Origin of the sequence: Haliscomenobacter sp. (assembly GCF_040403615.1) — a bacterium.
Classification (GTDB): domain Bacteria; phylum Bacteroidota; class Bacteroidia; order Chitinophagales; family Saprospiraceae; genus Haliscomenobacter.
Genome location: NZ_JBBAKG010000003.1, coordinates 110122 through 135321 on the forward strand (window position 1 = coordinate 110122; position 25200 = coordinate 135321).

At 45.8% G+C, this 25200-nt stretch carries 26 protein-coding genes; all 26 read left to right on the forward strand.

What is annotated here, in order from left to right:
* Nucleotides 1-44 precede the first annotated feature (44 nt).
* The 26 genes from ABW391_RS02065 (at nt 45) to ABW391_RS02190 (ending at nt 25167) form a co-directional block, all read left to right on the forward strand.
* Nucleotides 45-1172 (forward strand): hypothetical protein, encoded by a 1128-nt coding sequence (locus ABW391_RS02065; RefSeq protein ID WP_353480155.1) that lies wholly within the window; start codon nt 45-47, stop codon nt 1170-1172.
* Nucleotides 1173-1195: 23 nt separating this feature from the next.
* Nucleotides 1196-1960 carry a hypothetical protein gene (locus ABW391_RS02070; protein ID WP_353480156.1) on the forward strand — a complete coding sequence of 255 codons (765 nt, stop codon included), beginning with the start codon at nt 1196-1198 and terminating at the stop codon, nt 1958-1960.
* A 51-nt stretch (nt 1961-2011) separates the two neighbouring features.
* Nucleotides 2012-2524, forward strand: a complete 513-nt coding sequence (locus tag ABW391_RS02075; protein WP_353480157.1) for a 3'-5' exonuclease — start codon at nt 2012-2014, stop codon at nt 2522-2524.
* Nucleotides 2521-3183, forward strand: a complete 663-nt coding sequence (locus tag ABW391_RS02080) for a hypothetical protein (protein ID WP_353480158.1) — start codon at nt 2521-2523, stop codon at nt 3181-3183. The genes ABW391_RS02075 and ABW391_RS02080 overlap by 4 nt, the downstream gene beginning before the upstream one ends.
* Nucleotide 3184: 1 nt before the next feature.
* The gene (locus tag ABW391_RS02085) at nt 3185-3847 is read left to right on the forward strand and encodes a nucleoside/nucleotide kinase family protein (protein ID WP_353480159.1); all 663 of its coding nucleotides are present in this window, start codon (nt 3185-3187) and stop codon (nt 3845-3847) included.
* Nucleotides 3848-4249: 402 nt separating this feature from the next.
* Nucleotides 4250-7705, forward strand: coding sequence for a phage tail sheath C-terminal domain-containing protein (locus tag ABW391_RS02090; protein ID WP_353480160.1), 3456 nt, complete (start codon nt 4250-4252; stop codon nt 7703-7705).
* An 87-nt stretch (nt 7706-7792) separates the two neighbouring features.
* Complete coding sequence (locus ABW391_RS02095) at nt 7793-8419, forward strand: hypothetical protein (RefSeq protein WP_353480161.1); 627 nt, start codon at nt 7793-7795, stop codon at nt 8417-8419.
* A 61-nt stretch (nt 8420-8480) separates the two neighbouring features.
* Nucleotides 8481-9557: a hypothetical protein gene (locus ABW391_RS02100; RefSeq protein WP_353480162.1), complete on the forward strand. Its 1077-nt coding sequence runs from the start codon at nt 8481-8483 to the stop codon at nt 9555-9557.
* Nucleotides 9558-9577: 20 nt separating this feature from the next.
* Nucleotides 9578-9940, forward strand: coding sequence for a hypothetical protein (locus tag ABW391_RS02105; RefSeq protein WP_353480163.1), 363 nt, complete (start codon nt 9578-9580; stop codon nt 9938-9940).
* Between the two features lie 98 nt (nt 9941-10038).
* The gene (locus ABW391_RS02110) at nt 10039-10371 is read left to right on the forward strand and encodes a TnsA endonuclease N-terminal domain-containing protein (RefSeq protein ID WP_353480199.1); all 333 of its coding nucleotides are present in this window, start codon (nt 10039-10041) and stop codon (nt 10369-10371) included.
* A gap of 130 nt (nt 10372-10501) precedes the next feature.
* Nucleotides 10502-10963, forward strand: coding sequence for an NUMOD3 domain-containing DNA-binding protein (locus tag ABW391_RS02115; RefSeq protein WP_353480164.1), 462 nt, complete (start codon nt 10502-10504; stop codon nt 10961-10963).
* 58 nt (nt 10964-11021) lie between these two features.
* The gene (locus ABW391_RS02120) at nt 11022-11528 is read left to right on the forward strand and encodes a hypothetical protein (RefSeq protein ID WP_353480165.1); all 507 of its coding nucleotides are present in this window, start codon (nt 11022-11024) and stop codon (nt 11526-11528) included.
* Nucleotides 11529-11549: 21 nt separating this feature from the next.
* On the forward strand, nt 11550-12155 hold the full coding sequence (locus ABW391_RS02125) for a hypothetical protein (RefSeq protein ID WP_353480166.1): 606 nt from the start codon (nt 11550-11552) through the stop codon (nt 12153-12155).
* 4 nt (nt 12156-12159) lie between these two features.
* Entirely contained in the window at nt 12160-14688 is a 2529-nt protein-coding gene (locus tag ABW391_RS02130; RefSeq protein ID WP_353480167.1) for a hypothetical protein, read from the forward strand.
* Between the two features lies 1 nt (nt 14689).
* Nucleotides 14690-14860 (forward strand): hypothetical protein, encoded by a 171-nt coding sequence (locus ABW391_RS02135; protein WP_353480168.1) that lies wholly within the window; start codon nt 14690-14692, stop codon nt 14858-14860.
* On the forward strand, nt 14860-15189 hold the full coding sequence (locus ABW391_RS02140; protein ID WP_353480169.1) for a hypothetical protein: 330 nt from the start codon (nt 14860-14862) through the stop codon (nt 15187-15189). The genes ABW391_RS02135 and ABW391_RS02140 overlap by 1 nt, the downstream gene beginning before the upstream one ends.
* A 2-nt stretch (nt 15190-15191) precedes the next feature.
* Entirely contained in the window at nt 15192-15563 is a 372-nt protein-coding gene (locus ABW391_RS02145) for a hypothetical protein (protein ID WP_353480170.1), read from the forward strand.
* Nucleotides 15560-15940 carry a hypothetical protein gene (locus ABW391_RS02150; protein ID WP_353480171.1) on the forward strand — a complete coding sequence of 127 codons (381 nt, stop codon included), beginning with the start codon at nt 15560-15562 and terminating at the stop codon, nt 15938-15940. The genes ABW391_RS02145 and ABW391_RS02150 overlap by 4 nt, the downstream gene beginning before the upstream one ends.
* Nucleotides 15941-15972: 32 nt before the next feature.
* Nucleotides 15973-16584 (forward strand): hypothetical protein, encoded by a 612-nt coding sequence (locus ABW391_RS02155; RefSeq protein ID WP_353480172.1) that lies wholly within the window; start codon nt 15973-15975, stop codon nt 16582-16584.
* Nucleotides 16581-17399, forward strand: coding sequence for a DNA/RNA non-specific endonuclease (locus tag ABW391_RS02160; RefSeq protein WP_353480173.1), 819 nt, complete (start codon nt 16581-16583; stop codon nt 17397-17399). Before ABW391_RS02155 ends, ABW391_RS02160 begins: the two co-directional genes overlap by 4 nt.
* Nucleotides 17400-17501: 102 nt before the next feature.
* Nucleotides 17502-18635: a twitch domain-containing radical SAM protein gene (locus ABW391_RS02165; protein WP_353480174.1), complete on the forward strand. Its 1134-nt coding sequence runs from the start codon at nt 17502-17504 to the stop codon at nt 18633-18635.
* Between the two features lie 242 nt (nt 18636-18877).
* The gene (locus tag ABW391_RS02170) at nt 18878-20221 is read left to right on the forward strand and encodes a terminase large subunit domain-containing protein (RefSeq protein ID WP_353480175.1); all 1344 of its coding nucleotides are present in this window, start codon (nt 18878-18880) and stop codon (nt 20219-20221) included.
* Nucleotides 20222-20231: 10 nt separating this feature from the next.
* Nucleotides 20232-22076: a hypothetical protein gene (locus ABW391_RS02175; RefSeq protein WP_353480176.1), complete on the forward strand. Its 1845-nt coding sequence runs from the start codon at nt 20232-20234 to the stop codon at nt 22074-22076.
* Between the two features lie 185 nt (nt 22077-22261).
* Nucleotides 22262-23260 carry a hypothetical protein gene (locus ABW391_RS02180; RefSeq protein WP_353480177.1) on the forward strand — a complete coding sequence of 333 codons (999 nt, stop codon included), beginning with the start codon at nt 22262-22264 and terminating at the stop codon, nt 23258-23260.
* Nucleotides 23261-23280: 20 nt separating this feature from the next.
* The gene (locus ABW391_RS02185; protein WP_353480178.1) at nt 23281-24105 is read left to right on the forward strand and encodes a hypothetical protein; all 825 of its coding nucleotides are present in this window, start codon (nt 23281-23283) and stop codon (nt 24103-24105) included.
* A 3-nt stretch (nt 24106-24108) separates the two neighbouring features.
* The gene (locus ABW391_RS02190; protein WP_353480179.1) at nt 24109-25167 is read left to right on the forward strand and encodes a P-loop NTPase family protein; all 1059 of its coding nucleotides are present in this window, start codon (nt 24109-24111) and stop codon (nt 25165-25167) included.
* Nucleotides 25168-25200 lie beyond the last annotated feature (33 nt).

The window sequence follows — 25200 nt, forward strand, 5'->3', positions numbered from 1 at the left end:
TCCCAAAGTGCTATAATTACTGTATTACCACTAAAGGAGCCCTGATGAAACCCGTTAAACTGCTGAACCCCCGTAGTTCTGATACCAATGTTATGGGTGGAGAGCCTCCGTGGCGAACACAACCCACAGAAAATCGCATCAGTGCCCTGAGCAAGGCATTCTCCTGGTACAACTATTTTTACGGCAAAAAAGATGCTCGTGACATGATTGTGAACTATTTGGAGTCACAAGACCGCAAGGCAGATGTGCGAGTACTAAAAAGTATCCCAGATTCTGCCATACGCCTGACCACAGGCTGGTTGTGTCGCATGAAGATGGTAGGCCTGGAACTGAGCGAAACAGAACAGATCAAACTGGACAACTTGCTGAAAGAAATTTTATCCAGTAAACAAACAGAGCAAGTGGATGCTGAGCCAGTTGCAGAAGGCCCGGCCCGGCCCAACATACAAGATCGCTTGAGAGAGAAAGTTGGCGAGTGTGCGGCTGAATTAGACGGCATGTTTGATGAGTTCATGATGGCCGGTGCCAAAATGTCAGCAGACTACAAACCCATCATGGTGATCCGTGGTATGAATGTGGTACCGCAGATGATCAGTGAAATTTCCAATCGTTGGAAACGCAAACTAGCAGAGTTTGAAGAGGCGGTAGAAGGCAAGGATGCGTTGTTGGTTGAAGCATACTCTTACCTGACCAAGATCCAATTACGTAACTGTGTAAAGTTTTGCGAAGCAGTGATCAACGACTGCGGTGCTTATGTACAGATCAAGAAAGTGGAACGCAAACCACGCAAGGTCAAGACAGTACCCCCAGAAAAACGTGCGGCCAAGTTCAAACACACAGCAGAGTTTGTGGAACTCAAACTCAAAGGATTACCAGCCGCAAGTCTAGTAGACAAGGCCGAAGCATGGTTGTACGATACCAAGAAACGCAAGTTGATCCATGTGGTAGCAGATAGCCATACACAGGCATTTACCATCAAGAACAACAGCATAATTGGATACAGTACTGTAGAAACACTACAAAAAACTGTGCGTAAGCCAGCAGATGTTATCAAGGCTATACAGGCCGCAGGCAAGCCAGCCGCTAGAAAGATCTACAAGGATCTGACCACTACTGAAACGCCTTGGAATGCTCGGGGCACTGAGAACTTGTTAGTACTAAAGTCCTGGTAAATAAGGGGGAACGGAGTTCCCCAATGGCTGAACAAAATACCTTACCCGAGTTGAAGCAAAACCTTATTGAGTATTGCAAATTGACCATGGGTGATCAAATTATTGATCTTGAATTAGACCCTGCACACTACGAAGCGGCATATCAGCGTACTCTAGGCGTGTATCGCCAACGTGCTCAAAATGCCTATGAAGAAGCCTACATCTTCATGGAGTTGATTCGAGATCTCAACATTTATACTTTGCCACAAGAAGTGCAAAGTGTACGACAAATATTCCGCAGAACATTTGGCGACTCAACAGGACCCTTTGCATCAAACTTTGATCCGTTTGCACAGGCAAGTATCAACGTTTACCTTATGAACTTCAACGTGGCAGGCGGTCTTGCCACCTACGATTTCTACAGTCAGTATGTGGAACTGGCCGGACGTATGTTCGGTGCATACATGAACTATACCTGGAATCCTGTCACAAAGAAACTACAGTTAATTCGTGATCCAAAAGGCACTGGTGAAAATGTCTTGCTTTGGGTTTATCAAACCAAACCAGAAATCCAATTACTAAGCGACTATCAAATCCAACAGTGGATTCGGGACTACATGGTTGGTGCTTGCAAAATGATCATTGGTGAAGCACGTGAAAAGTTTTCAACCATCGCCGGACCACAAGGTGGCGGCCAACTGAACGGTGCCGCAATGAAGGCAGAAGGGCAAGCCATGATGGATGCCAAAATTGAAGAACTCAAAATGTATGTGGATGCAAGTCAGCCACTTACCTGGGTAATTGGTTAACACGCACTAGACAAACTGTTGCAGTTGTGTTACAATTATCGAATGCACTTGATGATTGATCTTGAGGGCCTGGCAACAGGCCCCGACACCACTATCCTTACCATAGCCGCTCAAGCATTTGATCCGTTTGGATCAGGGCATTACGACCGACATTACTATGCCAGGGTAACACTAGAAAGCCAGGAAAATCGTTCTATTGACGATGGCACAATAGCCTGGTGGGCAACTCAACCTGCTCACGCCAGAGAAGAAGCATTTGGGGAACAAGATCGAATCCCATTGGATCAGGCATTGGACGAACTAGGTCGGTTGATTTGGCATGCCAAACTAATCTGGGCCCAAGGTCCAACTTATGATATGAATATTCTTGAACATGCCTACAAGAGTTATGGCAAAGCCCTGCCGTGGAAATACTACCAAGTGCGAGACTCAAGAACTGTGTTTAGTTTATGGCCCGAGTTGCCTATTCCTCCCACCAGCCACCATGCTCTGGAAGACTGCCGCAGACAAATAGGCATGCTACAAACAACACTTCAACACCTCAACGTTAAGGAACTCAAATGAAAAGCAATTGGGACTATACAAAAAGTCGGAGTAGATATCATTTTGACGACACCAGGTACGACATGCCTGGTGAATGGTTCAAGCCTCTGGGCCGCTTACCAAATACCTGGGCACAAGAACTTGAGTATATCAAATCACATACTCGACCCATGACCTGGCGCAACAGGAAAAGTACTGTGGCAACGCCAAGACCTGCAAGCCTGAGCCCACACATAGAACAAGAAGAATATGATATTGTGCAAGGTGGCGGCAATCCAGAAATGGAATTAACAGACATATTTGATGATCTGGATAGTGTGCCCAACATCAAATGTTTGTCTGCACAGTTTGCCCTGGATCAAGAAAAAACACGAGTGCATGTACAGCGTACCGGACAGGTGTTTAATCAACATATTGACAAGTTGGACATGGTATATCCCGACAGTGATCCTGCTGACATTGTGAAGTTGGTTGTAATGCTGGAAGATTGGCGCCCTGGACAATTTTACATTTATGGAACGTGTACACATACACATTGGCAAGCCGGAGATGTGCATTGGTTTGACTGGGCAAACACTCCACACTCAACAGCAAACGCAAGTCACTATCCTAGATACAGTGTCAATATCATGGGACTGCGTACAGATAAAACTCATTTAGACATTTTTAAAAAGGATTAATATGATCATTGGCATTTGCGGATTTATTGGTTCAGGCAAAGATACCATTGCCGACTATCTTGTTAATTTACATCATTTTCGTAGAGAGAGTTTTGCAAGCACGTTGAAAGATGCTGTGGCACAGGTATTTGGTTGGGACCGAACCATGCTGGAAGGGCGTACTAAACAGGCCCGTGAATGGCGCGAACAAGTGGATCCGTGGTGGGCCGAACGCCTGCACATGCCCACACTAACACCACGTTGGATCCTGCAATACTGGGGTACAGAAGTTTGCAGAGCAGGATTCCACGATGATATCTGGATTGCCAGTTTAGAAAACAAACTACGCCACAGCCAAGATGATGTGGTAATTTCAGACTGTCGTTTTCCCAATGAAATCCTGGCTATTAAAAACGCAGGTGGTCGGGTTATTAGAGTGACTCGTGGTCCTGAACCTGAGTGGTACAATGCCGCACTGAGCGTAAACCGTGGTGCCAACGGCAACTCAACCTGGTCAATTAGCCACAGAAAATTAGAAAAATTTGGTATCCATGCCAGTGAAACTGCCTGGGTTGGCACGGACTTCGATGTGGTATTAGACAACAACGGCACCCTAGACGATCTCTACCAGCAAGTCAAATCATTGGTCACAAGTCCGGCTCAAGATCGCCCCGACGCCAAGTAACATCACTGCGTTTTACTTCCACACTACAATTCAAGCACACAGTTCGTAGATTGCGTTGATTGCTGTTGTTTAGATCACCATCGATATGAAAAACAAATAACTGACTGGGATATCGTGCTTTGAACCCGCATTTGTCACATGCGGGTTTTTTCTTATAGCCATCCAACTGCCAACGAGGTACAGGCGCCTTTTGTTTGCGTCCTCGACGTTGACAAGCAGTACACATTGATCTGTAGTACACACGGTCATATTTGTGGTAGGCCACCGCACGAGGCAACACTCCGCATACTTTACAAAACGGTCTCATGGGGTATTTAGCACACGAACCTACATGTAGGTTGTTCAAACTGGGTGTTTTTGGCATTTGCCAATAAATATCTACAACTTGAAAAGGAAACCATTATGGCTTTAACATCACCAGGCGTAGAAGTAACAGTAATTGACGAGAGTCAATACGTACCCTCAGCCGTTAACACAGTACCTTACTTTGTGTTTGCCACAGCGCAAAACAAAGTATCCAGTGACGGCATCACTGTAGCAGCCGGTACTCTTGCCGCTAATGCAAACAAAACATATTTGATCACCAGCCAGCGCGATTTGGCACAGACATTCGGTGTACCGTTCTTCTACAACACCACAACTGGCACTCCTATCAACGGATACGAACTCAACGAATACGGCTTGCTTGCCGCTTACTCTGCCTTGGGTGTGACAAACCGCGCTTATATCCAACGTGCCGATGTTGATTTGACCGCACTTACAGCAAGTTTGACTCGTCCATTGGGCACACCAGCCAATGGAACTTACTGGTTAGACACAGGTCTTTCTACATGGGGTATGTTTGAATGGAACGCTACTACAGAAACATTTGATCTACAAACTCCTATCATAATCACAGACACAACAGACACAGTGGGCGGCGACGGCTCAGATCAAATTGCAGATTCTACCCCACTAACAACCATTGGCAGTATTGGTGAATATGCTGTGTCAGCAGTGAATGAACACGCTTTTGTGTATTACAAAAGATCTTATCCTACTATACCTGCAACAACCGACTGGGTACAAGTTGGTTCAGATGGTTGGAAAACGGCCTGGCCTACAGTGGCAGGAACCAATGCAGTTACAACCACATTGACTGTGGGCGCAAATATGATTATCAACGGTGTCACTGTCACTGTTGGCGCAACAAACACTGTGGCAGGTTTTGCCGCGGTTATTAACGCCACCTCTATCACAGGTGTTACTGCTCAGGCAGTGAGCAATCAACTGTATCTGTATGCTACCAGCGCCGCGGGCACAGACGGTTCCACATTGAACAGTGATGGTTTTATTGAAGTCCTGGCTGGTCCTAACTTGGGAACTGCATTGTTGACACAATTAGGTATTACCGCAAGCCAGTATCCTGCTCCGCAGTATTTCGCAGGTTACAGTTATCAACAACCAAAATGGATCTCAGGCGCAGGAATTGATCCATTAAATGCAAGACCCACGGGTTCTGTGTGGCAAAACATGAGTAGTGCCAACAACGGATTGCAGTTGATAATCAAGCAATACAGTGCCGCCCTTGGAACTTTTATTACACAATCTTGCCCAGCGTACGACACTGACAGCGCCGCTCTTTATGGGATTGATCCCACAGGCGGCGGAAAGAACATTCCGGCTGGCACAACTTACGTGGAATATACTTCGTTTAATTATGATACGGTAATTCCCACAGCGGCATTTACAATTAATGAACGCTATGCGGCAGGCGCAACAATAATAACTGGCACCACTGTGCCTGCTGCCAGCGATACTACACCTTTTACAGTTGGCAATAATTTTAGTGTAAATGCCACCGCACCAGGAACTGCAACTGTCACACAAGGTGTAGCAACCATTGGCGGAACTGGTACTGTAAGTGATTTCATTACTGCGGTATCAGCAGTTGGAAATCCTTATGTGACTGCCAGCGTCAACTCAGCAGGCAACATTGTGTTTACTCACAGTGCCGGCGGCACTATATACCTACAAAATATAACTGGTACACCAGTTACTACTGCTGGTTTTGCTATTGGCGCCCCGGATCAAGTGGGTCATGCAGCCAGCGGATCGGCATTGAGGCTCAGTAACTTTGTGTCAACACCATTGTTTGAATACACAGCCAGTTCTACTGCTCCAGACTCATATCCAGCAGATGGTCGGTTGTGGTATTACAGTGCAGTTGATGCGGCTGATATCATGATTCAAGATGATGGCGCCTGGCAGGGCTATCAAAATGTGACCAACGATGTTCGTGGTTACGACCTGACTGAATGTAATGCAACTGGTCCTATCATCAGCGCCACAGCACCTACCACACAAACCAACACATCACTGAGCCCATTGGTAAATGGAGATTTGTGGATTGATACTAGTGATCTGGAAAACTATCCTAAACTGTATCGTTGGCAAGCAGTCAGCGGTGTACAACAGTGGGTAGAAATTGACACCACAGATCAAACCACACAAAATGGTATCCTGTTTGCAGATGCACGTTGGAGCACAAACGGCACCACAGACCCTTCAGCAGATCCATTGCCAAGCATTGTGAGTCTATTGACTAGCAATTACCTGGATCCAGATGCACCTAATCCTGCACTGTATCCACAAGGTACCCTGTTGTTCAACACACGCCGTTCTGGCTACAATGTCAAAACTTGGCAACAAGACTACTTTACAACCACAGCCACTGACTATGCAATTGATGCTTATTCAACAACCACAGCCTATGCTGTAAATGACTTTGTGAGTTACAGCAATGGCATCTACGTTTGTGCTGTGGCTACCACAGCCGGTATTGCTCCAAGCAATACTGCTTACTGGGATCTAATAGATCTCAGCACATGGCTCACAGCAAGTGGCAACAAATCCAACGGAAGCATGTGGTCAGGTCGCTTGGCACAACGTCAAATCATTGTTGAAGCAATGAAGTCAGGTATTGACACCAGCGTGGCAGCACGTGAAGAACAAAATCAATACAACATCATTGCCACACCTGCTTACCCAGAGCTGACACCAAACATGATTGCACTCAGCAACGAGCGTAACAACACCCTGTTTGTGGTAGGCGATACACCAATGCGCCTGGGTCCGGATGGCAATAGCCTGGTGGCATTTGCCACCAACAACAATGGTCTGGGACAACCCAATGGCGATGGCAATATCTTGACCAGCAACTATTGCGGTGTGTTCTATCCAAGTTGCCAGACCACAGATCTTGGCGGAAACACAGTTGTTCAACCACCAAGTCACATGATGGTACGCACTATCTTGCGCAGTGATGCCGCAAGTTATCCATGGTTGGCGCCAGCAGGCACACGTCGTGGTGTTGTGGACAATGCATTGGCAATTGGTTATATTGAAGCCACCACAGGTGAGTTTACACAAATTGGCGTGAGCCAAAGTGTGCGTGACATCCTGTATGAGCGCAATATCAACCCAATCACGTTCATTCCTGGAATTGGTATCACTAACTTTGGTAACAAGACCAGCACTACCACTACCACAGCACTGGATCGCATCAACGTTGCACGTCTGGTTGCTTTCTTGCGTGGACGCCTGGAAGAGATTGGTAAACTGTACCTGTTCGAACCCAATGACACAATCACACGCAATCAAATCACCAACAGTGTCAACAGCCTGATGATTGACTTGGTTGCCAAGCGTGCCTTGTATGATTACCTGGTTGTTTGTGACTTGAGCAACAACACTCCTGCACGTATTGACCGCAATGAATTGTGGGTAGACGTTGCTATTGAGCCAGTGAAAGCGGTGGAATTCATCTACATTCCATTGCGTATCAAGAACACTGGTGCAATTGCTGCCGGAGGTTAATTGAAATAGGGGCCTGATTTTTCAGGCCTCGTTTCAGGTAAATAAACATATAGGAGATAACAAATGGCAAGCGCATCACTAAACAGAATGACAGTACCACTAGCAAGCGATCAATCCGCAAGCGCACAGGGCCTGTTGATGCCCAAACTCAAATACAGATTTAGAGTATTGTTTCAAAACTTTGGGGTAACTAACGAAACCACAGAAATGACCAAACAAGTTGTCAGCGTGGCAAGACCCAATCTAACATTTGAAGAAATCGCATTACCAATTTACAACTCAACGCTAAAGTTGGCCGGACGTCACACCTGGGCTGACATTGCATGCTCAGTACGTGATGACGCATCAGGCAGCGTTATGACTCTAGTTGGCGAGCAAATGCAGAAACAACTGGACTTCTTGGAACAAGCATCAGCCGCGGCTGGTATTGACTACAAGTTCATGACCACAATTCAAATTCTTGACGGCGGTAACGGTGCAGACACACCCACTGTGCTTGAACAATGGGAACTGTATGGTTGCTACTTGAAGGGCGCCGACTACGGCGAACTCAATTATGGTACCAACGAAGGTGTCACAATTGCCTTGACTATTGCTTATGACAATGCCGCACAAACAGCCACATCGGTTAACGAAGGTGGTGTCGGTAGTATTGCTACAGGACTTGGACGTACCATCGGCGGTTCAGTAACAGGTGTTGGCCTAGGCGCCTAAGGGCAGGGCAATGCCAACATTTGGTCAACAATTCTACCAAGGGTTCACAAACGTCAACGCCTTGCGTGATTATACTCACGCAAGCAAAGTCTTTACTCCCAACTCATTTGAACTTAAACCTCGGTACAAGTTCCTTTTTCACGTTAGTTTCACTCTTAACTTTGCAGGTGTTCCTGGCTTGGCCAGTTATCTTGGAGTAAACGGCAATGCATCATTGAGTTATGTGGTCAAGACTGTGGACCTACCCAAGTTCACAATCAATAACGAAACTCTCAATCAATACAATCGCAAGCGTGTGATACAGACCAAGATCAACTATGATCCTGTTACTGTGGTATTTCACGATGATGCCGGAGACAATGTGCGTAAGATGTGGTATGCCTACTACAACTACTACTACAAAGATGCATCTCAAAGTTACAATGAAGTGTTAGAGAATGGCAACAACGGCAGCCTTGGTGAGAGCGCCAACAAGGTCACAGGATTTGGATACAATATTCGCGACATCTATGCCAACCAACGTGTGGGCAACGTGAATGATTGGGGATACATTGGTGAAGCATACAATGACGGAACTTCTGGTCCTTCGGGCAAGGCTCCGTTCTTTCTCGACATTCAGATTACCGGCATGGATCAACACAAGACAGCAACTTATGTGCTGGTCAATCCACTAATCACCAATTACTCACATGATCAGTATTCTTATGCAGAAGGCGCAGGCACCATGCAGAACACCATGACCATTGCTTATGAAACTGTGAAATACTATGCAGGTGCTGTGGGTCGGGGCAGACCAGACCAGAACATCAAAGGTTTTGCTGATCCCTCTCACTATGATCAAACACTGAGTCCAATTTCAAGACCTGGTAGTCGTGCCAACTTCATGGGCCAAGGTGGCCTGTTGGATGCCGCTGGAGGTATCATAGAAGATTTACAAAGCGGTGGACCATTGGGCATTATTGGTGCTGTGCAAAAAGCCGGCACAACCTACAACACATTTAAAAATAAAAATCTCAAGAGTATTGCTGTCAACGAAGCAGTGGCTCTGGGAACAAATGTAGTCAAAGGAGCAGTGCCTGCTGCCATGCGACAGATTCCTGGAAGAGCCAGTGGTATGTATTATCCCACGCCAAAGTAATTTTTAGGTAATTACTAATTATGGACAGCATTAACTATACCAATTACAACATCGATCAAACAGTACGAGTGTTTGATGCATTCTATGACTATGATGTTGACATCCCTGTGGGTGACTATGACATAGTCAACAGTTACTTCAAGAGTGTGATGACCACAAAACAAGCCGCAGATAACTTTACTGCTAGTTTGTTTAGAGTAGCACAAGACACCAACATACCACCATTGACCCTGTTGCAAACATTCCAGGCCAGCGGTGAGCAATTGGATCTCAACATCAACATGGCCTACTATCTCAACAGTATCAGAAGCCGTGCTACCTTGTTGGGCGTGGGCATACCTGTAGCACCCAACTACTACGCGGCTAGAAACGTAGTGCAATAATGGCACACTGGGCACAAGGCACATACACTGTGGTCAACCGTGCCAAGTATGTGGGCAACGGTGAGCCCCGCTACAGATCTGGTTGGGAATTGTCATTTATGCGATTCCTAGACTCAAACGATAGTGTACTACAATGGGCAAGTGAAAGCGTGGCGATTCCGTATCGTCATCCCTTGACAGGCAAGATGTCACAGTACATTCCGGACTTTCTTATGACATATCGCACTAGAAACAATCAAATGCGAGCCGAATTAATCGAAATCAAACCTAAAAAACAAAGCGTGATTGAGTCGAAAATGAGTAATAAGGACCGGGCTATAGTGGCTATCAACTATGCCAAATGGGACGCCGCAACCAAATGGGCCCGACGTAACGGGCTTGTTTTTAGAGTTATCACTGAACAGGACATGTTTCACAACGGTCGAGCATAAATAAAGGTGCCAGTCGCGATGTACCACCATCCACTGACTCTAACGCTTTGAAGGAGCATCAGCAATGTATTTACAAAACAAATACACTCGTTGGTATTATAATATTGTACAACGAGCACAATCGAGAATCTTGCCACAAGATATCTACACAGAAAAACATCACATTACTCCTCAATCTCTCGGTGGTGATAATTCAATGACTAATATTGTACGGTTGACTGCACGAGAACATTTTGTATGTCACTTGTTATTAACAAAGATGACTACGGGACTACACCGAAGAAGTATGGCCTTTGCTGCCTGGCAAATGACTCATATTGACGGACGTCCTAGACATGCTCCTTGTTCCCACACCTATGCGTTTTTGCGAAAACAATTATCAGAATCTTATAAAGGCATTCCCAAGGTAACTAAGCATTGGTTAGGAAAGAAGCACACGGAAAATACAATACAAAAGCAATCGTTAGTTAAACAAGGATCAAAAAATCCTAATTTTGGAGTTGAACAAAAGCCCGAGTGGAATCAAAAGAAGAGCGAAGCACAAATTGGAATATCTAAACCAAAGTTCACTTGTTATAATGCGGTAAAATAGTAGGCGGTAAATCGAACCTAGAACGTTGGCACAACCAAAACTGCTCACTAAATATGATATGACAAAAAAATTAGCGGAATTGTTTGACCTACCTCCTACCGAAGATGATATTAACACATCAGTTCCGTCGCTATTAGAAAACAGAGAGCAAATGCAAGCGTTAGACGAAGCAATTGATAAAGTTGAAGCGGCATTACCACAGGTTAGAGGATTAGAATCTAGCGATCAAGAAATGGATGAGTTGGCCTCACTTGCGGTTGCTGGATATAAAGATCTGACAGATCTAGGTATGCAAGTTGATTCAAGATTTGCCAGTGAAATATTCTCAGTAGCATCAAACATGCTGGGGCATGCTATCACAGCAAAAACAGCCAAACTAGACAAAAAGCTCAAGATGATTGATCTGCAGATGAAGAAAATGCGCCTGGATCAACAGCAACAAGTGCTAGATTCGAAAGAAAACGAAGGTACGGCCGCCGCACAAACAGCACACGGGGTGGTTCTAAGCCGCAATGATTTGCTGGAACGTATTATTGGCAAAGGCCAAAACGCACAAAAAGAATAAATATACAACAGGATACTGAATATGAAACCATTTGCCAAATACCTAGCCGAAAGCGAACGTACATACAACTACCGTATCAAAGTAGTTGGTGATGTACCCGATGGCTTTTTTCGAGAACTCCGAGATAAATGTGCTCAATTTGACATTGTCAATATGTCAAATGCCAAGAGCACACCGGTTCGTAAGGTGATCCCTGATTTTCCAGCGTTTCCCAATCAGCCAATGAAGATTGTGGATGTGGAATTCCGGTATCCAGCCATTGAGCCACAGATCAAACAACTGGCGCAGATCCTTGGATTGGATCCCAATCGCATTGTGATGATGGCCACTCCGTATGAAGAAAGTCTCGACATTGAAAGTGAAAAGATTGCAGATCAAAATAAAGATTTGTTGGACTCACCTTATCCTGCTCCTGATGCAGAACAACGAGCCTTATGCAAAGACTATGCAACTGGTCCTTACGATCACGAAGTCTTGAAAAATGCATACCGCAGTAACTTTACCGTGGCCGGGGGCAAAACACCTCCTGCCAAAACCACAAATGAATTGCCAATGGGTAACAAGAGCCCCATGACCAATATCAAGCGTCAACCCAAGCCAGCCACTGGCGCAAACCCAAGAGGATAATACAATGACATTTTTTTACAATCTCAACGACAAACTAAACGCAATTCGCGAGAAGCCAGAAACCACACACGGTCAGTTAAATGAACGTGACATGGGTAAGCACAACAACAAGACCACTGGGTTTGATGCCTTGGCAAAGAAAGCCGGCAAAGAGTATGGTTCAAAGGCCGCTGGTGAGCGTGTGGCAGGTGCTCAGTTCCAGAAAATGAAAAAATCTGGTAAACTAGAAGAAGAAGGCATGAGCCGTGCAGCCAAGGGCTATGAAAAATATGGCAAAGAGGGCATGGAAGCCTTGGCCAAGGCCGGACGTGACGGCAAAGCACTTGACCCAGTTCGTGCCAAGTATGACAAGTATGACGACAAGCCTGTGGACGAGGGCATGGGTGATGTGGCCAAGCGAGTTGGCAGTGCAGTTAAGAAAGCAGGCGGCGCTGTATTAAACAAATTAGGTCATGGTTCAGATAAAGACATGCGCAAAGACTTGCAACGCAAGATGGGCATGACTCCAACTGGTGACAAGCCCGACGGTGCATTAAAATATGCGGCCAAAACATTTGTCAAGCATGCCAAAGATCCATTGGGACTCAAAAACGAAGCAGGCCTGCCCATGACCACAGTCAACGGCAAAAAAGTTCCAAAATTTGCGGCTGATGGTCGCGGTGCCAATGACCTTGCCAAGAAAAAAACATTTGCTGACAAGATTGCCGGCGCCAAACAAGAAGTTGAAGAGATGTTGGGTGACGTGGCCGCAGAAGCCATCAAAAGCGCACTTAGTCCCAAGCAAAAGAAAATTGACATGAACAAGAATGGCAAACTAGATGCCAACGACTTTGCCATGTTGCGCAAAGGTGGCAACAAGCAAGTGGCCGACGAAGGTTTTGATGACATGGAAAAAGATGTCAAGAGTCGTATGAGTGCTCGCCGTGTTGGTGATGTCACACACGGTGACAAGCATGACACACAAGAAATTCCAGGTGGTCGAAGAGTAACACGCCGTGTTGACCCCAACACAGGTTATTCAGTAGGTGCCGACAGTGACGCATCGGCTGATGGTGAAAAGCGCGGACGTGGTCGTCCAAAAGGCGCTGACAAAGGTCCAGAGCGTGTGACCGGCCGGGCTACCAAACACAAAGGCGGCCGCAAAACCAACGAAAATGATCTTGACATTACAGATCGTGGCGAGTACGACCAAGAAGGTGACATGGCTAAAGACAGCATCAAGACTGTGGTACGTCATGCACAAGCCTTGGAAAAGATCCTGGGCGACAATGACAACCTACCAGAATGGGTACAATCCAAGTTGGCCAAGATTGAAGGCATGATGACTGCGGTGGATGACTACATGCAGAATCAAGAGGACGAAGAAATGGCCATGGGCGAAGAAAAAACTTCCACTCGTGACAACCGTGCTGAACGTGCAGGTCGCAAGGTGGCCAAGGACATTGAGTATGATGAGAAAAAGAAAGATGGCATTCACGGCAAGAAACGTGGCTCGGAAGATGACCGGGCAGAAAAAGCCGGCAAAAAAGTAGCCAAAGACATTGAGCACGACGAAAAGAAAAAGAAAGTCAAAGAGCAAGGCGGAACTGACACTCCCACAGCATCAAGTGGCTTCGGTTTTGGACAAGGCATTTATGACTCCATGAATCGTGAACTAGAAAGCATGATTTCTGAGGCTGTTGATGAAGAAAACAAAAAGCCATGTCCACCAATGTCACATGTTAAAAAGATGTGTAAAGATGGTAAGAGTTCAGCAGAAATTTGCAAGATGCATCCTGATTGCGACCAAGCAGAACTAAAGAAAATGGTAGCTGATTGCAAAAAGAAATTATCGGAAAGCATGAACATCAGCATGAGCATGAACACAGATGCTAATGGCGGCCCAAGTCAGAGTGTGACTGTTACTGCCACTGACGATGACGCAATGAAACTAGGCGTGTTATTGAAAAATGCCGGCCTAGGCGGCGATCATGCCATGGGCGGCCAAGTCCCTGGTGCTGAAATAGAAGTACACGGTGCAGAAGGCATTGCTGATCAAATCCGTCAAGCCGTTGATGGCGATCATGGTCACGACGACGAAGTGTGCGATGCATGTGGTCAGCAAGAATGCGGCTGCGAAACAGTTGATGAAGCCTACGGCGATGACGTTGTGAGCCAAAACTCACCTGACTATCCTACCAACACCGAAACTGCACAAGATAATTTTGAATATTCGGGTGGATTAAACGGTCCTAAATCAACTGGTCAATCAACTGTGCCAGTATTGGCCAGTCAAGAAGACCGCCAACACACATACGAAGATGATCAAGAACTTCGTAGAATGATGGAAATGGCCGGCGTCAAGAAAAAAGAAGTTGACGAAGAAAAAACTGAAGAAGGCAACTTGTTTACAAAAGGCCTTGCGGATGATGACATCAAAGTTGGAGAAAAAATTCCAGGTACAAATGCTGTCAAGAAAAAAGATATTGACGAAGGTATCCTTGCTTCTACTGCCAGTCTATGGAAACAATACAAAGGACAATACGGAGTATAATATGACAACACAACCTTTTACCACAGCATTGACAACACCCCCTGTTATCAACCCACACAGTCCAGCCACTGGTGGTTACAAACAACAACCTGTGTACATTCCCGGTGTGTTGGATCAGTCACGCAACTTGTTTCAACCAGTTGTGAGTGAACCACCCAAGGACGCAAAATAATGCCCGCTGTTCAAGTTGTTAATGCTGTATCTAATGTGGCCTGGACTACGGACAAAGTAGAAATTGCTACCACATTGTCTAATGTTACATTCCAGGTAAGTCAGACACAAACTCAATATATACAGGCCAATGGTGTTCCTGTGAACACCGCCATGCCCACAGGCAACTTGTATGCCAATGCCATTGTGGTACCAGGTAATACTGTGCAACAGTATTATATTGGAGCCGGCAACTACCTTAACATTGTTACAGGTAATGCGTTCACAGCCACAGCACTAGGTACTGCCACATCCGGCACAAGTGGTGTGTACGGCTCAACTTCGAGTTGATCGTGCGAGCACAAGAGTTTGTTACTGAAATGCGTCAGGGAAAATTAAGCACCCGTAATCAAAGTGCCACGGTGGGCTTGAATGTGTTTAGCGACAGTGAAAAAGCCAACAGTGACTATACTCTTAACCGTGTGATGATGGCAGCGGCCATGGCTGACGGATCCGGCAAACCTATTGACATGGATGGCAAAAGCTGGGTAGGAAAAAAACGCACAGCAAGCCCGTACACAGAAATTGAGCAGAAAATGCTCATACAAGCATTCAAGGCAGCTGGGGCAGATTATGAAGATCTAAACAAAGGCGATTTCGACAGCGAAGAACATCCTGCGGTAAACACCACCAGTCCCATTGAAGCATTTAAAGGCTACAGATGAGAGCCCGAGAATTCATCACTGAAGAAAAAACTTTGCCTCCCGAGCAAGCAGATCCCATGAATCATGTGTTTACTTTGCCCGGTGTAAAGTCCAGCGATCCTTACCAAATATATCGTTTAGGTGTTGCCATAGCCCGTGCCCGAAGCGATGCTGGCACACAAGATCCCATACCCAACATGCCCGAGTGGTCGGCTGCCGCGGCATTCGGCGAAGATGCTGTGATTGCTGGATTCAACGCTGGTGTCGAACCAGCCATTGACCATGCATTAAAAATGGCCGGTTTGCCTGTTAAAAAAGTACAGATAAGCACTCCCAACAGCATAGAGCCTAGTCTAGTAAACCGTCAAAGTCCTGTAAAGCCCTTTAAAGGTTACTAAACAACTAAATATCGACGAAGAATAATTAGATCATGGCCAATCCACCCCCACCATACGACAACATCACAGGCATAAGCCGTGCTGTGATGAAAGATAACGCACAAGAGACCATTGGTGATTACAATGGCGTTGCTAGACCCAGCGAACTTGTGGTTGATCAACTCACACAAGACATCTATGTGGGCAACACCAACGGCAATTTGACTTTGGTAGCATACGGGGCTGGAGTTACTAATTCCGTATCATTTGACCCACAGTTTCGCGACGTTGCAAACACCTTTGCTGGCGGCACGGCCACAGCCAGTTATATAATACAGGGTCCACTGTGCTTTATACATGTATATGTTGATTTTAACGGAGCCACCAATTTTGGCAACACTCAGTATCAAGTTACCCTGCCGGTCCCAGCAGTGAATACTTTTAGACTTGCCGGTGGCAGTCTGCATCAAACAGCCGGTGCTGGTGCTCCGGCCTTGTATCACATTGCTGGTATTTGCGATATTGCAGTTAGTAACGTTCTACTGCCCTTGTATTATTCAGGTACCGTCACCGATCTAAATTGGAAATTCAACACTCCGGGGAACGGTAATTGGCAGTCTGGAGCACACTTTGATCTTTCTGGCACATATCAAATAACAATATGAAAAAACTCATCTTTGTGCTGTTGATCACAGCCGTCAACTTAGCACACGCATGGGACCAACGAGCCCCACTGCCTCCACAGGCCTGCGCAGTACACTCACCTTGGGGTTGGGCACAAACTGTCAGACCAGCTGTTCCAATTTGCCGTGAAGCATACTTTGTGGCCTATGACGTACCTGTAAAGATTCCTGTGTACGTGGCCTATACTTTGTTGCCACCGAACGCCCTAGGCTGTTTCCCCCGTACCAATGCCTTTGTTGCTGATCAAAGCCTGGGTGGCACAGGTGCTAGACCCGATGACTATGCAGGCACAGGCTACGACAAAGGACATGCGGCACCGGATGGAGATCTATCCTGGAGTCAGCAAGTAGAGTATGAATCATTCTTGATGACCAACATGTATCCGCAACACGGATCACTCAATCGTGGTATTTGGAAATTGTTAGAAACAAGTGTGCGTGGTTGGGCAGTACAACGCAATCAAGCCTACACAATCTACGTGGGTGCTATTTACGGTGCAGGTGATCCCACAATTGGCAACGGTGTAATTGTGCCACGTGGCTACTACAAAATTGTTGTGAATCAAGCCACAAACGAAACAGCAGGTTGGTTGTTTCCGCATACCAAGCCCTATGTTAACCTGGGCAACGATCTAACCAAGTTTCGTGCGCCCGTTGCTCAAATTCAAGAGTATGCTGGTGTTAGATACGCACTACCCCCAGGTGCACGTGAACTAACACCTGGTACAGAATGGAAAGTGGACTTTGGCGCACTTACAAATGCCAAACGTGCCAAATGTGGTCGTAATGCGGAATAACCCATATCCTGTGTTGCCCGAAGACGACGGCTACGATCGATATCGTAATCCCTACAGTCCTGTGTAAATGTAGTATGTTAAAATTAGGCATGTAAATACTGCATGAGCAATTTTTACTGTGCGGCCCCATGGCGTGGCCTACATATCAATCCACAAGGCAATGTCAAAACTTGTTGTGCCGGCAACCCCAACATGCTGGGCAACCTCAATGCCAACACCATTGAGGAAATTTTAAATACTGATCTCATGACCAAGATACGTGCCAGTTTGGCACAAGGCCGGCCACATGAGTATTGTAGCAACTGTGTACAAGCAGAACGATTTGGGGCAGACTCTGAACGTCAATGGCATAATCGTGTGAATCCCAACTTTGATTATGCTGCCGCAGGTGACCGTTATCATTATCCTGTGATCTTTGATGTGCGGTGGAACATAACTTGTAATTTAAGTTGTAACTATTGCGGACCATCTTGTTCTAGCAAATGGGCCAGCATCAACGGAGTACCATTTAAGTCAGGCACAAGACCCTACTACGAACAAGTATGTGAATTTCTTGAGCAACACGGTGAACACATACATGAAGTGGCCTTGGTAGGCGGCGAGCCTTTGTTGTTGCCGGAAAATGATCGCTTGTTAGATGTCATACCTGAGTCTACTATTATTACATTGATCACAAACATGAGTGTGGATCTAGAGAAAAACAAAATATTCCAAAAACTTGCTCAACGCCGTAATGTGGGTTGGTCGATGAGTTTTGACAACGTTGGCGATAGATTCGAATATGTGCGGCATGGCGCAGACTGGCGGTTGTTGCAAGACAATTTACAAACAGTTAAATATCTCATGCACAACAACGGCCATTGGGGAGGCATACACGCAGTGTACAACATTTATAGTGCCACACGACTTTGTGAGTTTAGACAGTTTGCTCAAGATACCAACACCACAGTGTTATGGCAAAACTTGTTCTATCCTGACTATCTTGATCCGTTTCAACATGGACCTGAAGTGGCTGACCTAGCCACTCAAGAAATTGAACGCTTCTCTTCCATGGACATGGTAACAACGCCAGCAGAGCGACAATTCTTTGACCTGGTGTTAACAAAATACAGCCAATCACAGTCCAATCCAGGGATACAACAAAAATTTCGCCAGCATATTCATGACAACGAAACTGTATTCCATCCAGACAAGGCTGGTGAGTTTGCAAGACTGTGGCCGGAGTTGGTTATATGATAGGTGCAAAAAACACTCTTGATACGGTCTTGGTCAAAGCGCCACACCGCAAAGAAACATTCACTGAATCGGAACTTGAAGACTTTGCCCGGTGCGCTGATCCTGTGACCGGTCCCATGTACTTCATGGACAACTTTTTCCATATTCAACATCCTGTTCGTGGCAAGATGTTGTATCATGCTTTTGAATATCAAAAGAGACTGATTGCAAACTATCATAACAATCGTTTCTCAATCTCATTAATGCCTCGACAGACAGGCAAGTCAACATCAGCCGCAGGATACCTGTTGTGGTATGCAATGTTTATTCCCGATGCTACTATTCTTATTGCCGCACACAAGTATCTGGGCGCACAAGAGATCATGCAACGTATTCGCTATGCTTACGAACTGTGCCCTAACCATATTAGAGCAGGCGCTACCAGCTACAACAAAGGAAGTTTGGAATTTGATAACGGTAGTCGTATTGTAAGTCAAACAACAACTGAAAATACCGGTCGTGGTATGAGTATTACCTTGTTGTATCTAGACGAGTTTGCATTCGTGAGACCCACAATTGCCAAAGAGTTCTGGACTTCAATCACACCCACACTGTCAACAGGTGGTAAAGCAATTATTACAAGTACACCTAACTCAGACGAAGATCAGTTTGCTTACATCTGGAAAGGTGCCAACAAAGTTGAAGATGAGTTTGGCAACCCACGACCAGACGGCCTGGGCATTAACGGCTTTCGAGCATTTCGTGCATTTTGGCGCGAGCACCCAGATCGTGACGACAAGTGGGCAGATGAACAGCGTAGTCAACTGGGCGACGAACGTTTCCGTCGAGAGATGGACTGTGACTTTGTAATCAATGACGAAACGTTGATCTCCCCTATCAAACTACTGGAACTGGAAGGTTCGGAACCCACACACAAGACTGGACAAGTACGTTGGTATCGCCCCATTGACCGAGACAAAATGTATATTGTGGCCTTGGATCCTAGTTTAGGCACAGGTGGTGATCCTGCAGCCATACAAGTGTTCGAAGCAGAGACCACAGAGCAAGTGGCCGAATGGCGCCACAACAAAACTGATGTGCCCACACAGATCCGAATTCTAGCAGACATTATTAAAGAAATACACTCAGTGGTCAAAGATGAAAAGAAGATCTACTACTCAGTGGAAAACAATACCCTGGGCGAAGCCGCATTGATCTCCATTGCAGAATACGGAGAAGAAAATATCCCGGGCTATTTCCTCAGCGACAATTCAGTACAAAGTTCAAACGGACGCAGAATCCGCAAGGGATTTACCACTACCAACAAGAGCAAGATTGTGGCCTGCAACAAGTTTAAAGTGTTAGTGGAGTCTGGGCGTATGAAAGTATATTCAAAACCTTTAATATCTGAATTAAAAACTTTTGTGGCAGCAGGCTCTAGTTATGCGGCCAAACCCGGGGAAACAGACGATCTTGTGATGGCTGGACTACTTGCCACACGCATGCTGATGTTGCTACAAACCTATCATGCAGACCTAAATGCATATCTGAAAGACCATACAGACAACATAATTGAGCCATTTCCATTCATTGCAATGATGCGCTAAATATACTACCATGGCAACAACAAACACTATATCACAACAACTGCTGGATTTGCTGGCCACACGCAATTTTCATCCTGAAATGCTGGACCGAATGGGCAAGCCTTCCAATGCAGAAGATGCCAAAACATTTACATTTGATTACATTTCTGGTGCAGGCAAGAACTACGGCACAATGGTTATTGTGTTAGACAGTGATAACGAAATGAAGATCATGTACGGGGACAATCTAGGACGTACAATGGAGGGTGACGACAAGTCAGAGTTTTTTGACTTCTTGCAGCACCTAAATCAGAAAGCCCGATCTAACCGTTACACACACAGCATACAAGACATCAGCCAACTCAAACACACCATGCAAGGCATGGCAGCCATACAAGAGGGCCTGTTCGAAGGCTACTACGGTACTCGGAAAGTCAGTTACGCAGGTGAGCCTACTCAAGCAAGACTGCAAATTGTACATAGTCAGCCACTAGGCGAAGGTGATGCACGTTATCGCCACATTGATCGGATGTTTATCGAAACTGCCGAAGGTGAAAAGTTCAAGCTGGGCTTCAAGAGTCTGTCAGGTGCCAGAGCCATGTTGGAACATGTGCGCCAAGGCGGCAAGCCCTACGACATTCGTGGATGCCATATCTCAGAAACAGTAAACGAAATTGCTGTGTTGAGCCGTTTCAATCGTGCGTCAGCAAATCGCATCCTAGAAGGCGTTACACAAGAGTTGGTAACAGAAGCACAACAGTACTATCAAACCTTACGTGAAAATCTCAAGCACATGGCCACGGGCCGCGGCTACGCAAAGTATTTCGAATCGTGGCATCCAGCCACCATTAACGAACAAGAAGGTGTTGTTGACAACATCAAGACTCTGTTTATCGAACAGAGTATAGACAGCCGTATCGAAGCGGCATTACCACTGCTGGCCAAGATTCAGCAAAGAGGACAAGATATGAAAGAAGCAGATATTTTTGAAAACTGGATCAACAATCTAGCAGAAGGCACATGGACCCTGCCAGAAACTCCTGAGCAACTGGATAAACTCAAAACACTCATGACCAAAGAACTGATTGTGGGTCCTGATGCAACCAATGCCACAGAACAACTGTATGACTTGGTAGGCGATGACATCTTGTTTGATAGACTACATGCTCTTGCAGATCAAGATCCCAGAGCCAATGCTTTCAATGACACGGAAGTTATGCAACGCATGGCCGAACTGGGGATCGAGATGCCTGAACCCTCGGCACCGGGTAATCCTGCTGAACCACAAACAGGCGCAATAGCACCTGTGGCGGCATCAGTAGCACCTAATCCTGCTCCAGACGCCCAGGTAAGAGAATCACTCAACGCCATGCGCAGATCAGCAGGACTTGCTGAGGCCATCCTTGACGAATCTGGCGAAACATTACAACACATTCTGGGTCGTTTCAAACACGAAGTCAAAAACTTTGAAGCCAACGGCGACCTTGATGATGACCTGTATCATGCCTTGTATGACTACTACAGTGACAATGGTGAAATGCCTTATGGCACAATGAAAGCACGTACTGGCGATCCTTACAACTGGATCAACGACCGCCTGGCAAATGAACTTGGCGTTACGGAAAGCAACAGCGGCATGATCATGCCCGAAGCCGACGTGCTCAACACATTTAAAGTCATGAGCGGATTTGACGCCCCTGCGGTCCATGAAGGATCTTGCAACAGCACAATGGAAGGCGAATACTGCCCGGAACACGGCCTAGCCGAATGCGGCGGCATGTATGAAATGGGCACAGTGGCAGGCGGTATGGCCCCTGTCATCGGCGAAGGTGATGCTGTGCTGGCAAGAATAAAATCCCTGGCTTTGATCAAATAACATAAATAAACATGCAAAAGAAGTGTGCGTAGTAGCGCACACTTCCGTAAACAACTAGTTAGGCAAAATTCTCTACCGTACTGGTAGGAAACACAGACAGGCTGTGTTAAAATAACCTTGTAGGCAGCATTTAAGCAAGACTTAAATTTTAAAATCATATTAACGCACAAGAAAGGCAACACAATATGGCATCATTAGCAGATATTCGCGCACGTTTACAAGCGGCAGAATCAAAACAAGGTGGACAATCCACCGGTGGGGACAATTCGATTTACCCACATTGGAACATGGAAGAAGGCAGTTCTGCCACATTACGCTTCCTCCCAGACGGTAACACAAAAAACACATTCTTCTGGCAAGAACGAGCAATGATTCGTTTGCCCTTCAACGGCGTCAAAGGAGAGATGGACTCCAAGCAAGTTATGGTACAGGTACCCTGCGTGGAAATGTGGAACGAAGCCTGCCCAATCCTGGCAGAAGTTCGCACATGGTTCAAGGACAAGAGCCTTGAAGACATGGGTCGTAAGTACTGGAAGAAACGCAGTTATATCTTTCAAGGCTTTGTGCGTGAGAACCCCTTGAACGATGACAAGACACCAGAGAATCCAATTCGCCGATTCATCATTGGTCCACAAATCTTCACAACCATCAAAGGAGCCTTGATGGATCCCGAACTGGAAGAAATGCCAACAGACTACTTGCGTGGCCTGGACTTCCGTATCAGCAAAGGTAGCAAGGGCGGTTTTGCTGACTACAACGGATCAAAGTGGGCCCGTAAAGAGTCAGCCCTGACCGAGGCAGAACAAGCCGCAGTTGACACACATGGCCTATTTGACTTGAGCACATTCTTGCCCAAGAAGCCCTCTGATGTTGAGTTGAAGGTTATCAAAGAGATGTTTGAAGCATCAGTTGATGGTCAGCCATACGACACTGAGCGTTGGGGTCAATACTTCCGTCCTGCTGGTGTACAAGCACCTGCTGGCTCGACAACACCAGCAGCAGCCTCAGCAGATGCAGAAACCCCTGCTCCGGTAGCAAAGCCAGCACTCAAAGTAGCAGCTCCGGTCAGTGACTTTGATGAAGACGACGCACCAGCACCAACTGCTCCAGTGGCAAAACCTGCTGGTAGTGGACAAAAGGCCGAAGACATTTTGGCCATGATCCGCGCACGTCAACAGAAGTAATCAGTATAAACTGCCGTATAATGCGGCAGTTTTTTCTTATGCAGATTAAAATAGTTTTTGATACAGGGTATGAACTGACCGTTGATTTGATTGACAATGATTTTGTCAAACGCTGGTGTAGACTATTAAGTCAAGAATTAGAACGTGGCACGTTATTACAAGAAGACACGTTTTCGAACTTCATTCCAGAATCTTTGGCAAGGCAACGTCTAGAGCAGTCTATTGATACTGTCAATAAATTTTTGCGACGTGAATTCATTTCCATGCCCCGATCTTCAGACTATGATAATCCTGACTTCTATAATCGATTGCATCAACATTTTGAAAAGTTGGCAGGCTCAGATTGGGATCAGCCTACTAGATTGATGCTTGTTGCACCCGACGTAGTAAAATTAGCAATAAGACACATAAATCGTTATTGTCACAGATTGGAAAAACGACCTTACACTGTTGAACCAGAAATGAGAATTGAGTTCAACACTCACTTGAGAGAATGCCTACACGAAGAAGATTACAACTTATTCAGCAGAACAAAAAATGATCATGTTGTATTATTAGATTATTCTACTCTTGGGAAATCGTTGTATGAATGTTATGAAGATGGGTTACCCCCAGACTATGCAGGGCTAAAGATACAGCACCATTATGGTGCTAACTTTGTTTTGAAATTTGGAGAAATGAACAAACTCAAACCCACTGGGTTCGAGAAATGGCTTTGTGACTACAATATAACTAACATACCACCATCAGCAGTGGGACATATACAACTTGGTAAAATTGCAGACAAAACTTCGTTTGACAAAATCAAACAAAGTGGTAAAATAGTAACTATAAAATTGGAGTAACACATGGGAAAACCATTTGACGTAAGCAAGTTCCGCAAGGAAATCACTAAGAGCATTGATGGCCTTAGTATTGGATTTAACGATCCTACAGATTGGATATCAACAGGCAACTTTGCCTTGAACTACTTGATCTCCGGGGACTGGAATCGTGGTATTCCACTGGGCAAGGTCACAGTATTTGCTGGAGACTCTGGCGCAGGCAAAAGTTACATCTGCTCAGGCAACATTGTGAAAAACGCACAAGAGCAAGGTATCTTTGTTGTGCTAATCGACAGTGAAAACGCTCTTGACGAGAATTGGCTCAAAGCACTCGGTGTCGACACTAGCGATAGCAAGTTACTCAAGTTGAGTATGGCCATGATTGATGATGTGGCTAAAACAATTTCAACATTCATGAGTGACTACAAAGCACTACCAGACGGTGATCGCCCCAAGGTGTTGTTTGTTATTGACAGTCTGGGCATGTTGCTAACACCAACAGACGTCAATCAGTTTGATGCAGGCGACATGAAAGGCGACATGGGTCGCAAGCCCAAAGCTCTTACTTCACTTGTGCGCAATTGTGTAAACATGTTTGGTGCATACGGTGTTGGATTAGTTTGTACAAATCACACATACGCAAGTCAAGATATGTTTGATCCTGATGACAAGATTTCCGGCGGTCAGGGTTTTATCTACGCAAGTAGTATTGTGGTTGCCATGAAAAAGATGAAGTTGAAAGAAGACGAAGACGGTAACAAAGTAAGCGAAGTCAATGGTATCCGCGCAGGTTGCAAAGTTATGAAAACACGTTATGCTAAACCTTTCGAAGGGGTTCAGGTCAAGATTCCTTACACAACAGGTATGAGTCCGTACAGTGGCCTAACAGACTTGATCGAAAAGAAAGGCTTGCTCAAGCGTGAAGGTAACAGCTTGGTGTTTACCACAAGCGAAGGTGAAATTATCAAGAAGTTCCGTAAGGCCTGGGAAGCCAATACTGATGGCTGCCTTGATACAGTAATGAAAGACTTTGGAAATCAGAAGGCAGAGGTAAGTAATCCGGAGGAAACAGCAGATGAGTGAAACAATAGCCAGTGAAATTTGGGGAGAACTCAA